Genomic DNA, 13,497 nt, shown 5'->3' with positions numbered 1-13,497 from the left:
CACTGACAACGCCTACGGGCCAGGGGAGTTGGGGCGCGGACACGTGAGTTTCGGCAGCGGCCGAAACCTCTCCCGGCCGTCCCGTCCGCTTCCCTAACGTCCGGGTATGAACCACAACAGCGCGATCAGGAACCGTACGGACAGGGCCGGGAGCGGCGGCGTGCGCAGGCCGCGGCGGCGCCTGGCCGTCCTCTGCGCGGGCCTCGCCCTCGCCGTCGCAGCAGGCGGCGGCACAGCCGCGGCCACCGGCACGGCCGCGCCGGCGGGCGCGGACCGACGGCAGGCCCCGGCCCTCCAGGAACGCGTCGCCTTCCAGGAACGCGTCGCCCTCCAGGGGCGCATCGACCGGCACTTGGCGGCCATGGACGTCCCGGCCCGCCAGACGGGCCGCGACACGATCCGCACCGCCGACGGCTCGACGACCATCACCTTCACGGAGCCGGGCGAGCCCCGGGACAGCAGTTGCCGGAGCGGCCGTCTGTGCCTGTGGGCGGGGGACCACTACGACCACAAGAAGGTCGTGTTCCGCACGTGTGCGTTCCGGAAGTTGAGCGCGTACGGCTTCAAGGACCGGCTCACGTCCTTCAAGAACCACCAGACGCGCGGCACGCGGACGAAGTTCTACGTGTGGCGCGGCCACTGGGCGCATGTCTTCGGCAGCACGGCTCCGCACCGCGTCCCGGATCTGCAGGGCACGGAGTACAACAACGACGTGGACGCGGTCCGCGTCTGCTGACCGCCGGACGGGCCGTCGTCACCGGCGCAGCGTCGACTCCGCCGCCCGCAGGGCCTGTTCGGCGTACCCGCGGCCGAACAGCACCGCGTGGACAAGCAGCGGGAACAGCTGGTGCAGGGCGATGCGGTCCCGACGGCCGGGAGCGAGGGGAGCGGTGTCCTCGTAGCCGTCGAGGACGCGGTCGAGGTGCGGGCAGCCGAAGAGGTCGAGCATCGCGAGGTCGGTCTCGCGGTGCCCGCCGTGCGCGGCCGGGTCGATCAGCCAGGCCGCGCCGTCCGCGTCCCAGAGGACGTTGCCGCTCCACAGGTCGCCGTGCAGCCGCGCCACCGGCTCGGCGGGGCCCGCCAGTTGAGGCAGCCGTTCGCAGACCCGCTCCACGACCCGGGCCTCGGCGGCGCGCACCGTCCCCGCGTCGACGGCCCGCCGCAGATACGGCAGGACGCGCTGCTCCGCGTACCAGCCGGGCCAGTCGTCCCCGGTGACGTTCCGCATCGGCGCGAGCCCGATGTACGCCTCGGTCGGGCCGCCCGGCGGCGGTGCGCCGAACGCGTCCGCGCCGCGGGCGTGCAGCGCGGCCAGCTCGCGCCCGAAGTGTTCCGCGCCGTCCGCGCTCGCGCGCCCCGACGGCACCCGGTCGAGGACCAGCCAGTGGTCGTCGTGGCCGTGCACCCGCGGCACGCGTACGCTCCCCGCCTCCGCCAGCCACCCCAGCCCGGCCGCCTCCGCCGCCACCGCGCCCGGCTCGTCGGCCCGCTTCACGACCACCAACCGCCCGCCGTCCAGGGCGACTTCGGCGAGCGCCGCCGACAACGGCCGCACCCGGTCCACGGGCCGCCCGGTCAGCCGCGCGGCCACACTCCCCGGCGACTCCTCGGACGGCCGGGACCCACTGCGGTACGAGCTCATGCTGCAGTTGTACGCCAACTCCGCGCCCTCCGCCGTACCCCCGCACGGCACCGAGCCGCCCCGGGCGCAAGCCCTTTCGGGCCGGGCCGAAACACCTGGCGCCCATCCGGAGGCGGCCGGAACACTCGACACCCCACAAGCCCGGTGCTGCCTTCGCGCACTCTGCGGCGCCATGGATCGGGGGGTTCATGACGTCCGGCGCACGAGGCACGCACGGGAGGCCCGGCACGCGGCACGACCCGCCGCACCTCCGAACGGGGCGGAGACGGCGCGCCACCGCACGCACACCGGGCACCGCGCGCCGGGGCCGCTCAGGACCGGCCCCGGCGCGCGGAAAGCGTCACGCGAACGGTTGATGATCCCGGCTGACGGCTGACGGCTGACGGCTGACGGCTGACGGCTGACGGCTGCCCGCCCCGTCGCCGGCCCACGCCCGCCCCTGAATCAGCCCCGACGAGCCGCCCCCGGACGACTCACCCCTCGACCCCCGCCTCCAAAACTGCCCGTGCCGCGAGCCTGGCGTGTCGGGCGGCGGTCGTGTCGCCGGTGAAGGTGGCGATGGCCATGGCCCCGTCGAACAGCACGGCGAGCTGGGCGCCGACCGCGGCCGGGTCCCGTACGTCCGTGTCGGCCGCGAGGGCGGTGATCAGTTCGCGTAGGCGCTGCTTGTGGGCCTGGACCGTGTCGACCACGATCGGCGCCGCGGCGCCCGCCTCGCCGAACGCGCCCGCGAACACACAGCCGTGGAAGCCGGGCCGATTGAACCAGTCGTCGAGGAAGTCGAAGACGGCGAGGACCCGTTCGACCGGGTCGTCCGACCGCTCGGCGCGCTCGGCGATCGCGTCGCGGGCGATGCGGTCGCGGCGTACCAGGCACGCGGCGAGCAGCTCGTCCTTGGAGGGGAACATGCCGTACAGCTTCTTCAGCGGCACCCCCGACTCGGTCCGTATCCGCTGCATCGTCACCGCGTGCACGCCGTGCGTGAAGAACAGGTCGTCGGCGACCGCCACGACGTGTGCGAGCCGCTCGCCGTCCACCAGGCCGTCCATGCGCTGCCGAGCCCTCCCCGAACCGTGGGTCGACGCCCGGTCAGGGCGCGAGAACTGTCATTCTCGGATGTCCGGAACCGGCCTGTCCATGGGGTACGAGAGATGCGCGCAGGTCGGCGCGGGGCGCGCGCCCTGCCGGTGGGGGTGGCCCGAATGCGCCGGTACCACCCCTCACGCCCCGTTCGACGCCTTGAGAACGCCGGTTCTCGCCAGTACCGTCGCGAAAAGAGAACGGCCGTTCTCCGGCGACGCCCGTGCCTTCGGTCGACCAGGGCCGCACGACCGGCGAAGGCGGCACCGGCGGGGACGCGCAACTCACAGCCGACGCGGGACCGGTCGGCGCCATCGGGGGACTTCGGAAGACTTCGGGGGAAGTCGTGCTGCGGATGCACTTCAGCGCCGGTGACCTGGCGCGCACCAGGATCGCGGACGGTCCCGACCCACTCTGGGAGACCGTCCTGAGCATGCAACAACTCCACGAGCCGAGGCCCGAACCGCTGCTCGACGCCTGGCGGCGCAGAGCGTGCGGCCGAGGCCGGGCCGCCCAGCGCGTCCTCGCCCCGCTCATGCCGAGGCGCGGCTACTTCCCGGACTTCCTCACGCCCGCCGCCGCGGCCGGCGGCCTGGAGGAGGGCATCGACGCCGTGCTGAGCACCCCGCGCCGCCGCCTGCGCACCGAGGTCGGCCTGCTCGCCGAGGACAACTCCCTTCCGTCCTGGGCGAGTTCGCTGGCCGAGGGCGACCCCGGCACGCTGCGCCGGTTCGGTGCGGCCCTGCGCCAGTACCACGCGTCCGTGCTCGGCCCCGCCTGGCCGGACATCGCGGCCCGCGTCCGGCGCGACCGCATGCACCGCACGGGCACGCAGGTCCGCAGTACCACGGACGCGATGCTCCGCACCTTCGCCCCGCTGCTGCACTGGCAGCCACCGGTGCTGTGCGCGGCGTACCCGGTCGACCGGGACGTGCACCTCCAGGGCCGCGGACTCCTCCTCGTGCCCTCGTACTTCTGCCGCCGTACGCCCGTGGCGCTCCTGAACGACGAGCTGCTGCCCGTGCTCGTCTACCCGGCGCGGGCGCCGCTCGTCCCCGAACAGCCGCCGCCCGCGCCCCGGTTGGCGCCGCTGCTCGGCCACACCCGGGCGGCCGTCTTGCAGACACTCCAGGAGCCGCGTACGACCAGCGAGTTGGCGCAGTACGCGGGCGTCTCCCTGTCGTCGGCCAGCGAGCACGCGGCCGTGCTGCGCCGCGCGGGCCTGATCATCAGCACGAGAGAACGCCACCGCGTACGGCACACCCTCACCCCGCTCGGCAGAGACCTGCTCACCGGCCGCTGCTGAAGGACCCGCTCCCGCTCAAGGACCGCACCAGTCGCAGAACCCGTACCAGCCGCAGAACCCGCACCAACCGAAGGGCCCGCCGCTCACAGCGGGGCGCGGACGAGGGCGCGGGCCACGGGCTCGCCGGTGCGGCGTGCGTACCGGATGCTCTGGCGCACCTCGCGCAGCGAGCGCGGCCGATATCCGGGACCGCCGCAGCAGCTCTTGTGGTACCCCAGGCCCGCGTTCAGCAGCACCGACACCGTCCGCCAGCCCGCCCGGTCCCGCCGCGGCGGCGCCGCGAACGCCGACCCCGCGTGCAGCAGTGCCCCGGCGCAGCGCGGACAACTCCGCTGCCGGGCACGGTCGTACGCCTGCTTGTACGAGACACGGCACGTCAGGCACACGTAGTGCGTCTTGCCGACGGGCTGGTGCCGGGCAGTGGTGGTGGACATGCCCCGCACGGTAACGGCCGGGGGGCCGGTGCCGCGACGGGATTTCGGCACCGCCCGAGCGCCGCGCGCTGCTACGCCGCCGCATGCGCCGGAGCCGCGGGCCGCCCGCCCGGGTGCCGGTGCCGCCAGAACCAGAACACCCCGCAGGAGAGCAGCGCCCACGCCCCGAGCACCAGGAACGGGAACGCATGCTGATGCCCGCCGAAGTACACCGCCGTGTGCTGCGCGTTCACCGACGCACCCGGCGGCAGCCACTGCCCGATGTGCCCGAGCGGCGACGGCAGCAGCGGCCACGACACGGCGCCGCCCGACGACGGGTTGCCGAGCAGCACCATCAGCCCCCAGGTCGGCAGCATCGCCCACCGCCCGAACAGGGTGTTGAACATGGTGAACACCATGCCCGAGGCGAACATCGTCAGCGCGAGGATCAGCCACGACTCCACGAACGGCAGATCCACCGCGCCGAGCCACCAGTCCACGACCGCGGCGATCGCGAACGCCCCGAGCAGCGCGTACGCCGCCGTGAACGCGATCCGCTCCAGCGGGTTCAGGCTCCGCGCGTGCACCGACAGCTGGATTGCGCCGACGAAACCGATGATCACCGCCGCGAGCGAGATGTAGAAGATCGCCAGCCCGCGCGGATCGCCCGGCTGCATCGGGTTGACGTCCCGCACCGTGACCGGAAGCCCGACCTGCCGCCCCACCGACTGGCCCGCGTCCGCGAGGAGTTGGGCCACCGACGCGCCCGAGGCCCCGGACACGGCGAGCGTCACCCGGCCCGTGCCGTGCACGTCCAGGATCGCGAACGCCCGCTGCTCGTCCACCGACTCCCTCGCCTCGGCGTACGTGTCGTACGACGTCAGGGCGAGCGTCGCGTCGAGGGCCTCCTCCATGCCGTCGACGAAGGCCCGGCCGCGCGCCGAGTCGTGCGCCCCGACCACGGCGGCGGGGACGTGCCGGGGCGTCGGGTTCGCCATCGAGTACGTGTAGCTCCCGGCGAACAGGCCGGCGGCCGCGGCGAGGATGAACACGAGGACGAGCGCGGGCAGGAACGGCGACTCCTTGAACGCCTCCCACCGCTCCCGCCGCGTGGGCACCCGGCCGTGCGCGCCGTGCGGCGGATGCGGAGGCTGGTCCGCGTGCGGCGGCTTCGGCTGCGGGTCCTCGCCGGTCTCGTCCATGCCCTCACGGTAAGCAGCCGTGCGCGCGGCCCCCTACCGGTGAGGGCCCGTACGGGCGGCGCCGCGACCTCCGCCGGACACCGGGAGGGCCGAGGTCCGCGCCGCCCCGACCCGCACCGGACCGGCTAGCTCGCCAACAGCCGCCTGCGGAACAGGTCGAGCACCCCGTCGAGCGCGGCCCGCGTGGCCTGGCCCGGCTCGTCGATCAGATGCTCGGTGAGGACCGAGTGCGGGGCCTGGACGCCCGCCGGGTCGGCGTCGGAGTCCTCCAGCTCCACGGCCACGAACGCGTCGCCCAGCTCGCGGCGCAGGAACGCGAACCGTGCGTCGGGCACGAGCCGGTCGCTGCGGAACCGCAGCCCGTGCACCTGGAGGCCGTCGCGGGCGCAGCGGGCCTTGACCGTGGCGAGGTCGGCGGGCGAGATGTCGATCCCGGCGGCCCGGCGCCGGTCGATGGGCAGCGGCAGCGACGGCTGCGAGAGCACCGGCGCGAGCATCCGCTCGTCGGTGGCCATGGCCAGGGCGAACCCGCCGGTGAAGCACATCCCGACCGCGCCCACGCCGGGCCCGCCGCACCGCTCGTGCTCGTACGCCGCGAGCCCGCGCAGCCAGTCGACCACAGGGGAGCTGCGTCCGACCGCGAACCCGGTGAACTCCCGGCTCACGCAGACCTTCAGGATGCTCGACGCCATGTACGCACTCGACCTGAGCTTGCCGTGCGCCGCCGGGTTGGGGTCCCGCCCCGGGCGGCCGAAGAGGACGGGCAGGACGGCCGTGCACCCGATGGCGGCCACTCGTTCGGCGAAGGCCAGGACCTTCGGTGTGATGCCCGGGATCTCCGCGATGACCACGACGGCGGGCCCGCTGCCGCGCCGCAGCACGTCATGGGTGACACCGTCGTGCGTGAACGAGTCGCGCTCGAACCCGGACAGATCGTGGTCGGCCATCGTGTCCCCCAAAGCCCTTGCCCATCCTGGCAGTTGGCCCCTCGGCCGGACGCGCCGACCGTGCACGGGCAGTCCCGAGCATGCCACCCCGACGATCACCGCGGCCCCGCGCCCCTCCCGCTGCGACGAACACCACAGCACGCCCGCCCCGATCGCCGATGCACACGCACCTCCGGAATCCGTGCAACGACACAGGTGAATTACGGGCCTCTGTGGCTGGGCCATGCGGAGCAGTTGTGGGGCGTGTGCGGCGTGTCCGTCCTAGAACCGATGCAGAGTCACTTTCTTTTTCCGTTTCCCCCGACAGGGAGAAAGGTCGGTGCGCGTCGTGTCGTCGCGTCTGTCTTTCGCGGTGGGGCTCGCCTGCACGGCGGGCCTGACCGGTCAGTTACTGGCCGCATCGCCGGCCCTCGCCGAGGAGGGCCGGTCCGGGAACGCTCCGGAGCCGCCCTGCACGTCCTCGTCCGGCGCCTACCAGTGGCAGTTGGAGAAGAAGCTGGGGCTGCCGCAGGACGGCGTCCAGAGCACCCAGGACTGCATCATCATCCGCCGGGCCCAGCAGCGCCTCGGCATCAAGCCCGCCGACGGCAAGGCCGACCTGCGGACGTACCGGATGCTCCTCGTCTGGGAGGTCAGGAAGAACCCCAACGCGCAGGGCAAGTGCCCGGTCCGCTCGTACCGGGTCACGTGCGTGGATCTGAACCGGCAGATCATGTGGGTGCAGACGGGCAAGAAGGTCGTCTTCGCGCCCGTCCCGATCCGCAGCGGCAAGAACGGGTACGAGACGCGGCGCGGCTGGCACAAGATCTACCTCAAGCGCGCCCGGCACTTCTCGACCATCTACAACAACGCCCCCATGCCGCACTCGCAGTTCTTCAACGGCGGGCAGGCCTTCCACGGCACCAAGTCCGACCTGTTCAAGTCCGGCTCGCACGGCTGCGTGAACATGTACGCGGCCGACGCGAAGCGGCTGTTCGACCTCCTGAAGGTCGGGGACCGCGTGTACGTGTGGGGCACCAAGCCCGGCACCGGCAAGCGCAACGGCACCTATTCCGACGACGTCCTGATCGCCCAGGGCTTCGGCTCGTTCAACATCGCCGAGGACCCGACGGCCGACCGTCCGCCGACGCAGGAAGAGCTGCAGGCGGCGTTCGACGAGTGACCGGACGGCCCGTACGACGCGGCTGACCGGACAACAGAAAAGGCGGGCGGGGCGGCAGATGAGCCGCCCCGCCCGCCCCTTTTCAGGGACCTGGCGTCGGGGACGTCAGTGGCGGTGCTTTCCCTTGCCCTTCTCCTCCGGGATCAGGAAGCGCACGTACTTGTGGTCGCCGTTGATGACGATCGGGCCCTTGCAGCGCGGCTTCGGCAGACCGTAGCCGTCCGGGACGTCCGTCACGCACACCGCGTACCGGCCGGGGGACAGCTTCGGGAACGTGCACCAGCCCATGTTGTTGCCCGTGCAGGACGGGGCGATGGCGCGGTCCTTGTACTTCTTGAGCTCGAAGGCGACGCCCGGGACGCGCTTGCCGTGCTTGTCGTACGCGATGCTGGTGATCGCGCCCGGCTTCTCCGCCTTGCCGGCCTTGCAGGTGGCCGAGGCGATCACGGCGTCACCGGCGAGCGGCTTCTTCGCCACCCGGACGTGGACGGCGTTGACGGTGAGCGAGCCGTCGGGGTTGTGCACCTGCTCGTTGAGCGTGATGGAGCCGAGCCCCGCGGGCAGTTCGACCTTCGTGTTCGGCGCCGGGTTGACCGGCAGCTTCACGGTGCCCACGCCGAGCGGCGCCTTGACCGTGCCGTTCAGGATGACGGTGTTGCCCCGCGGCCGGGTGCCGGGCCGGGCGTCGCAGCGCGCCCCGATCGCGTCCGCGCCGATGGAGGCGAGGCGCAGGTTGAGGCGTGCCTCGGCCGTCTTGGCGGTCGCGAACGTGGTGCCCGTCGTGGCGTTGCCGTTGGCCCTGGTGCTGAGCGCCTTGACCGAGAGCACGTTGGGCACGGTCAGCTGGGCGAGGTTGGCGGCCGGGGGACCGGCGGTGTAGCGGGACTTGGCCACCTCGGCGATCTTGACCGGGCCGAGGGAGGCCTTGGCGCCGTACGCCGAGCTGGAACCCGCGGCGGCGTGCGCCGTGCCCGCGGTGGTCGCGACCAGGGATGCGGCGAAGACGGCGCCGAGAGCGGCCCGACCCGCCACACCCATGTTGATTGAGGCCATGAGTTTCCCTTCGTGAAGAGCAGGAGCGCGCCGGTCTCCGCCGGGGCCGATCGCGGCGCCGGGGCGGGCGCGCTTCCTGGACGTCGGACGCGGCGTCCGACGTCGGCCACTCGTACCCCCTCGAAGGTCATGACCTATCCGATACACAGTCAAATGGTGTGTTTATTCACCTGACTGGCCATATTGGCTTCGGCGTGCCTCCGTGAGTCCGCTAGGGACACCGCGACGGAAGGGCACGCCGCAGTACGGGGGACAGGTCGCCCGAGGCAAACAGTCCTGGCTCAACTGCGCTCCGGGGCAAGGGAGATCAGGGTGCTCACAGCCGCGCCGACCGGTGGGTGACACGCCCGTCGACGACCGTGAGCAGCACCGGAAGCTCCGGCAGATCCGTCGCCGCGGTCGTCAACGGGCTCTCCGCGAACACCGTCAGGTCCGCCCGGCAGCCGACCGCGATCCGGCCGGCCCGGCCCTCCTCGCCCGCCGCGTACGCCGCGTTGACCGTCGTCGCCCGCAACGCCTCCAGCGCGGTGAGGGCCTGCTCCGGTCCGTGCGGAGGCTGCGTCAGATCCCGGCTCGGGCGCCGGTGCCGGGCTCCCGCCATGACCTGCAGCGGCGGGAACGGGGCGATCGGCCAGTCCGAGCCGAGCACCACCGTCGCCCCCGAGTCCCACAGGTCCCGGCAGCGCCAGGCGCGCCCCGCCCGCTCCTCGCCGAGCCGCCGCGACCAGTTGTCGGTGTGGTCGGCGCGCGTGAAGTCGCAGCAGTGCGTGGGCTGCATGGACGCGACGACGCCGAGCTCCGCGAAGCGCCGCAGGGTGTCGTCCGGCACGGTCTCGATGTGCTCGACCCGGTGTCGTACGCCCCCGTCGCCGCCGCCCGCCGCGGCCACGGCGTCCAGGGCGTGCCGTACCGCCGCGTCGCCGATGGCGTGGGTGGCCGTGGGCACTCCGGCGCGGTGCAGGGCGCCGATGACGTGGGTGTACGCGGCCGGGTCGGGCCAGAAGGCGTGCGTGGACTCGCCGTGGCAGTCGGGCTGCTCCAGCCACGCCGTGCCGTTGTCGATGGTGCCGTCCATGAACAGCTTCACGCCGTCCACCCGCCACAGGGCGCCGCCGACGCCCTGCTGTTCGACGAGTGCGCGCACCCCGTCCGCGTCCACGCCCGGCTGGCACCACGGGGCGACGCGCAGGCGCAGCGGCAGTTCGCCGGTCTCGTCGAGGTCGCGGTAGAGGTCCAGGCTGTCGCCGCCCGCGTCCATGGCGTGCCCGCCGGTCAGGCCGGACGCCGCCATCTCCCGCAGCACGGCGGCCAGTCGGGCCCGGCGCTCGGCACGGGTCGGCTGCGGGGCGGCACGCTCGACGAGCTCGCAGGCGGCGTCCTCCAGGAGCAGCCCGGTCGGGCGGCCGTGCGCGTCGCACACCACCTCGGCGGCCTGGTCGAATTCCCGCGGCCCGGCCACACCCGCGAGTTCGAGGGCGCGCGGGCTCGCCAGCATCGAGTGGGCGTCGAAGAGCTGCAGCAGCGCGGGCACCCCGTCCAGTACGGGCGCGAGCGCCGCCGACGCGACGGGCCGGTCCCCGAACACGTTCGGGTCGAGTCCCCACCCCCGCAGCCACTCGCCGCGCCCCAACTCCCGTACGGCATGCGCGAGTTCGGACCGCACCTGGTCGAGGTCGGTGCAGCCCGACAGGTCGAGGCCCTGCGTCATCTCCGCGCCGGAGACCGGGTGGAGGTGCCCGTCGACCAGGCCGGGCGTGAGGACGGCGCCGCCCAGGTCGACCACCTCGGTCCCGGCCCCGGCGAGCGCCCGGATCTCCCGGTCGTCCCCGAGCGCGGCGATCCGCCCGTCGACCACGGCGAGCGCGCTCTGCGGCAAGATCTCCCCGCTCACGGGGTCGAGCAGGCGGGCGGAGAGCAGAACGAGGGAAGTGCGCACGAGGGCTCCTGGCGGGGTGGTCGGGGTGGGCGGGGTTGTCGGGGTGGCGAGGTTCGGGGCGGCTGGTCGGTCGCCTTGCTCGCGGGGCGGTGAGCTGGGGTTGGTCGGTTCGGGCGGGCCGGGGGGCCGGGTGGGAGGTCGCGGGGGCGGGTCTCTGCCTGCGACGTCGGTCCCGGCGCCGGGCGAGGGGGGCGACCGCCAAGGGGAGCGGTCTCGGCTGCTGAAGAGCCGGTCGTGCACGCCGTCGCCGCTCGGGGGCGCCGGTCGCATGACGCCGTTCGGGCCGCCGCTCGGGAGCGAGGCCGGTCACTCGCCGACCCGCCCACCGCCGCCCTGAGGAGGCCGCAGGCCCGAGCGGGCCGCTGTCGTGAGCCCCGGCCCTCCGCCCTCAGGCGTCCTGCGGCTCCGCGGGCCGCGCCAAGTCCGCCTCGCTGAGCCCCTCCGCGATCGCGCTCAACGTCCCGCTCTCCAGGCCGAGTTCACGCTCGGCCGTCGTGACCGCCATCCGGGCGACCGCGTCGGGGCGGTCGACGGTGCCGGTGTTGGCGTGGGCGCCTAGGCCGTCGAGCACGACCAGGATGTGAATGGCCGTCAGGAGCGGGTTGTCGGTACGGAATTCGTCGTCCCGTACGCCGTCCCCGATGACCGCCGCGAACCGCGTGCGCCAGGCCGCCTCCTGGACCTCGACCCGCTCGCGCAGCGTGGGCCGGTAGCGGCTCAGATGCCGGGCGTTGATCCACAGCCGCGAGACGTCGTCGTACGCCGGTCCCGTCGCGAGCGCGAAGAAACGGGCCAGGTAGTGGGCGGGGGAGCCGTCGGGCCGCTCGTCCGGGAGCAGTGCGTCGAGCTCGCGGCCCGCGGCCCGGCCGAACGCCTCGGCCACCAGGTCCTCGGCCGACGGGAAGTAGTGGCTGATGAGGCCCGGCCGCACGTCGAGCTCCTCGGCGATCCGGCGGAGCGTGATGCACTCCAGGCCCTCGGTGAGCGCCACCTGCGCCGCCGCGTCGACGATTTCCGCACGTCGGGCGGCCGGGGATTTTCTGACTCGCTTGCGCTGAACGCTTGACGGCATACCCCGGATGCTATTGAGTACCCGACCAATAAGCAAGCAGGTGGGTAGTCCCGAGCACCCGGAGGGGCCATGGCGTCCACACTTCCCGAACCGAGTCCCGCCGTACGCGAGTCTCTCGAACCGCCGAGGTCCGAGCGCGCGACGCACGTCGAGGCGCACGGCATCGACCACATTCCCGAGGGCGAACGGCACGGCAGGCCGCGGCAGTTGTTCTCCGTCTGGGCCGCGGGCGGCGTCACGTATCTGAGCCTGGTCGTCGGCGGCGCCCTGGTCCTCATGGGCCTCGACCTGTGGCAGTCGCTCGGCGTGATCGTCGTGGGCAACCTCTTCTGGCTGCTCACCGGGTTCCTCGCGATCTCCGGCCCCGCGTCCGGCACCCCGAGCGAGGTCATCACCCGCGCCCTGTACGGCATCCGCGGCAACCGCGTGAACAACGCCGTCACCGGCTGGATGATCTCCGTCTGCTACTTCGCCCTCAACCTGGCCGCCGCCGCGACCGCCGGCTTCGCCCTCGTCGAACGCGTCGGCATCACGGCCACGACCGGCGTGCAGATCGCCGTGGTCGTCGTCATCGCGGTGCTCACGCTGACCATCAGCGTCTACGGCCACGCCATGATCGTGAAGCTGTACTTGCCGATCACCCTGGCCCTCACCGCGGTGTTCGCGGCGGTCGCCGTCGCCGTCGTGCAGCACACCGACTTCTCGTACGCCCCGAAGGCGCCGCTCACCGGCGTCGACCTGTGGGCCGTGCTGCTCGCCGGGGTCACGCTCATCGCCTCCGGGCCGCTCTCCTACACCACCAGCGCGGACTTCTCCCGCTATCTGCCGCGCACCAGCTCCGCCAAGGCCGTGCTCGGCTGGACCGCGCTCGGCGCGTTCCTGCCCGGCGTCCTCGTCTCCGCGCTCGGCGCGATGGCCGCCACCACCCTCGACATGAGCGACCCGCAGACCGCCCTGGAGTCGATCCTGCCCGGCTGGTTCGCCCCCGTCTTCCTAGTCGCCCTCGTCCTCGGCACCATCGCCATCAACGCCCTGACCGCCTACAGCGCGGGCCTCGCCCTGCAGGCCGTCGGCGTCCGCATCCGCCGCACGTACAGCGTCCTCGTCGACGGCGCCGCCGCCGTCGCGCTCACCCTCTACGCGCTGCTCGTCTCCAACTTCCTCGACACCGTCAGCAACGTCCTCCAGCTCACCGTCGTCCTGCTCGGCCCGAGCATGTCGATCTACGCCGCCGACATCGCCCTGCGCCGCAACCGCTACGACGGCCTCGCGCTCACCGACGAGTCCCGGCACAGCCCCTTCTGGTACCGCGGCGGCGTCAACTGGGCCGGCGCCTGCGCCCTGGCCGGAGGCGTCACCGCGTCCGCCCTCGGCGTCAACACCCTCTACACCGGCCCGATCGCCGAGGCCCTCGACGGCGTCGACCTCGCCCTGCCGGTCGGCCTGGTCGTCTCCCCGCTCCTCTACGTCCTGCTGATGCGCACCCCGCTCGGCGCCCCCGCCCGCCCCCTCTGACCGCACCCGGCACCCCACCCCGCACGCCCCCCCGCACCCCGAAGGCCGTACGCACCGGCCGGTCAGCGACGCCGACACGATGACCGGCCGGTCCGTCGAGGCCTCCCACCGGCGGCTGTGCACGACCTGCCGAACGCCAGTGGCGACCGCCACCTCCGATGGGGATGAT

Annotated in this window: 12 protein-coding genes; 4 read left to right on the top strand and 8 right to left on the bottom strand. The window is 73.3% G+C overall.

The annotated features are described in order from the left end of the window. Positions 1-106 precede the first annotated feature (106 nt). Positions 107-736: a hypothetical protein gene (locus tag ACIDOF_RS21555; RefSeq protein WP_409007617.1), complete on the top strand. Its 630-nt coding sequence runs from the start codon at positions 107-109 to the stop codon at positions 734-736. 18 nt (positions 737-754) lie between these two features. Here the strand turns inward: ACIDOF_RS21555 and ACIDOF_RS21550 are convergent, their stop codons facing one another. Then, the gene (locus ACIDOF_RS21550; protein ID WP_409007616.1) at positions 755-1,642 is read right to left on the bottom strand and encodes a fructosamine kinase family protein; all 888 of its coding nucleotides are present in this window, start codon (positions 1,640-1,642) and stop codon (positions 755-757) included. A 473-nt stretch (positions 1,643-2,115) separates the two neighbouring features. Further along, the gene (locus ACIDOF_RS21545) at positions 2,116-2,691 is read right to left on the bottom strand and encodes a TetR/AcrR family transcriptional regulator (RefSeq protein ID WP_409007615.1); all 576 of its coding nucleotides are present in this window, start codon (positions 2,689-2,691) and stop codon (positions 2,116-2,118) included. A gap of 254 nt (positions 2,692-2,945) precedes the next feature. On the opposite strand from ACIDOF_RS21545, the gene ACIDOF_RS21540 reads away from it, so the two are divergent. Further along, entirely contained in the window at positions 2,946-4,028 is a 1,083-nt protein-coding gene (locus ACIDOF_RS21540; protein ID WP_409007614.1) for an ArsR/SmtB family transcription factor, read from the top strand. 83 nt (positions 4,029-4,111) lie between these two features. On the opposite strand, the gene ACIDOF_RS21535 is transcribed toward ACIDOF_RS21540, so the two are convergent. The 3 genes from ACIDOF_RS21535 to ACIDOF_RS21525 all read right to left on the bottom strand — a co-directional run bounded on the left by ACIDOF_RS21535 (position 4,112) and on the right by ACIDOF_RS21525 (position 6,590). Then, positions 4,112-4,462: a deoxyxylulose-5-phosphate synthase gene (locus ACIDOF_RS21535; RefSeq protein ID WP_409007613.1), complete on the bottom strand. Its 351-nt coding sequence runs from the start codon at positions 4,460-4,462 to the stop codon at positions 4,112-4,114. A 71-nt stretch (positions 4,463-4,533) separates the two neighbouring features. Then, positions 4,534-5,643 carry an ABC transporter permease gene (locus ACIDOF_RS21530; protein ID WP_409007612.1) on the bottom strand — a complete coding sequence of 370 codons (1,110 nt, stop codon included), beginning with the start codon at positions 5,641-5,643 and terminating at the stop codon, positions 4,534-4,536. A 125-nt stretch (positions 5,644-5,768) separates the two neighbouring features. Beyond that, a complete protein-coding gene (locus ACIDOF_RS21525; RefSeq protein WP_409007611.1) occupies positions 5,769-6,590 on the bottom strand; it encodes a dienelactone hydrolase family protein in 822 nt (273 codons plus the stop codon). 328 nt (positions 6,591-6,918) lie between these two features. On the opposite strand from ACIDOF_RS21525, the gene ACIDOF_RS21520 reads away from it, so the two are divergent. After that, positions 6,919-7,752: a L,D-transpeptidase family protein gene (locus ACIDOF_RS21520; RefSeq protein WP_409007610.1), complete on the top strand. Its 834-nt coding sequence runs from the start codon at positions 6,919-6,921 to the stop codon at positions 7,750-7,752. A gap of 105 nt (positions 7,753-7,857) precedes the next feature. Here ACIDOF_RS21520 and ACIDOF_RS21515 read toward each other — a convergent pair whose 3' ends face one another. The 3 genes from ACIDOF_RS21515 to ACIDOF_RS21505 all read right to left on the bottom strand — a co-directional run bounded on the left by ACIDOF_RS21515 (position 7,858) and on the right by ACIDOF_RS21505 (position 11,813). Next, on the bottom strand, positions 7,858-8,805 hold the full coding sequence (locus ACIDOF_RS21515) for a choice-of-anchor P family protein (protein WP_409007609.1): 948 nt from the start codon (positions 8,803-8,805) through the stop codon (positions 7,858-7,860). Between the two features lie 316 nt (positions 8,806-9,121). After that, complete coding sequence (locus ACIDOF_RS21510) at positions 9,122-10,741, bottom strand: amidohydrolase (RefSeq protein WP_409007608.1); 1,620 nt, start codon at positions 10,739-10,741, stop codon at positions 9,122-9,124. 388 nt (positions 10,742-11,129) lie between these two features. After that, on the bottom strand, positions 11,130-11,813 hold the full coding sequence (locus tag ACIDOF_RS21505) for a TetR/AcrR family transcriptional regulator (RefSeq protein ID WP_409007607.1): 684 nt from the start codon (positions 11,811-11,813) through the stop codon (positions 11,130-11,132). A gap of 69 nt (positions 11,814-11,882) precedes the next feature. On the opposite strand from ACIDOF_RS21505, the gene ACIDOF_RS21500 reads away from it, so the two are divergent. Then, positions 11,883-13,328 (top strand): purine-cytosine permease family protein, encoded by a 1,446-nt coding sequence (locus ACIDOF_RS21500; protein WP_409007605.1) that lies wholly within the window; start codon positions 11,883-11,885, stop codon positions 13,326-13,328. The last annotated feature ends 169 nt before the right edge of the window (positions 13,329-13,497 follow it).

This window comes from Streptomyces sp. Da 82-17 (assembly GCF_046098215.1).
Lineage (GTDB): Bacteria > Actinomycetota > Actinomycetes > Streptomycetales > Streptomycetaceae > Streptomyces.
Note: the sequence above shows the minus strand (reverse complement) of the source record. Positions and strands in the feature narration are given on the sequence as shown.

What these genes read in the sequence shown, in the direction of transcription:
- ACIDOF_RS21555 (WP_409007617.1), top strand. Translation starts at nt 107, where the DNA reads ATGAACCACAACAGCGCGATCAGGAACCGTACGGACAGGGCCGGGAGC.
- ACIDOF_RS21550 (WP_409007616.1), bottom strand. Translation starts at nt 1,642, where the DNA reads ATGAGCTCGTACCGCAGTGGGTCCCGGCCGTCCGAGGAGTCGCCGGGG.
- ACIDOF_RS21545 (WP_409007615.1), bottom strand. Translation starts at nt 2,691, where the DNA reads ATGGACGGCCTGGTGGACGGCGAGCGGCTCGCACACGTCGTGGCGGTC.
- ACIDOF_RS21535 (WP_409007613.1), bottom strand. Translation starts at nt 4,462, where the DNA reads ATGTCCACCACCACTGCCCGGCACCAGCCCGTCGGCAAGACGCACTAC.
- ACIDOF_RS21530 (WP_409007612.1), bottom strand. Translation starts at nt 5,643, where the DNA reads ATGGACGAGACCGGCGAGGACCCGCAGCCGAAGCCGCCGCACGCGGAC.
- ACIDOF_RS21525 (WP_409007611.1), bottom strand. Translation starts at nt 6,590, where the DNA reads ATGGCCGACCACGATCTGTCCGGGTTCGAGCGCGACTCGTTCACGCAC.
- ACIDOF_RS21515 (WP_409007609.1), bottom strand. Translation starts at nt 8,805, where the DNA reads ATGGCCTCAATCAACATGGGTGTGGCGGGTCGGGCCGCTCTCGGCGCC.
- ACIDOF_RS21505 (WP_409007607.1), bottom strand. Translation starts at nt 11,813, where the DNA reads ATGCCGTCAAGCGTTCAGCGCAAGCGAGTCAGAAAATCCCCGGCCGCC.
- ACIDOF_RS21500 (WP_409007605.1), top strand. Translation starts at nt 11,883, where the DNA reads ATGGCGTCCACACTTCCCGAACCGAGTCCCGCCGTACGCGAGTCTCTC.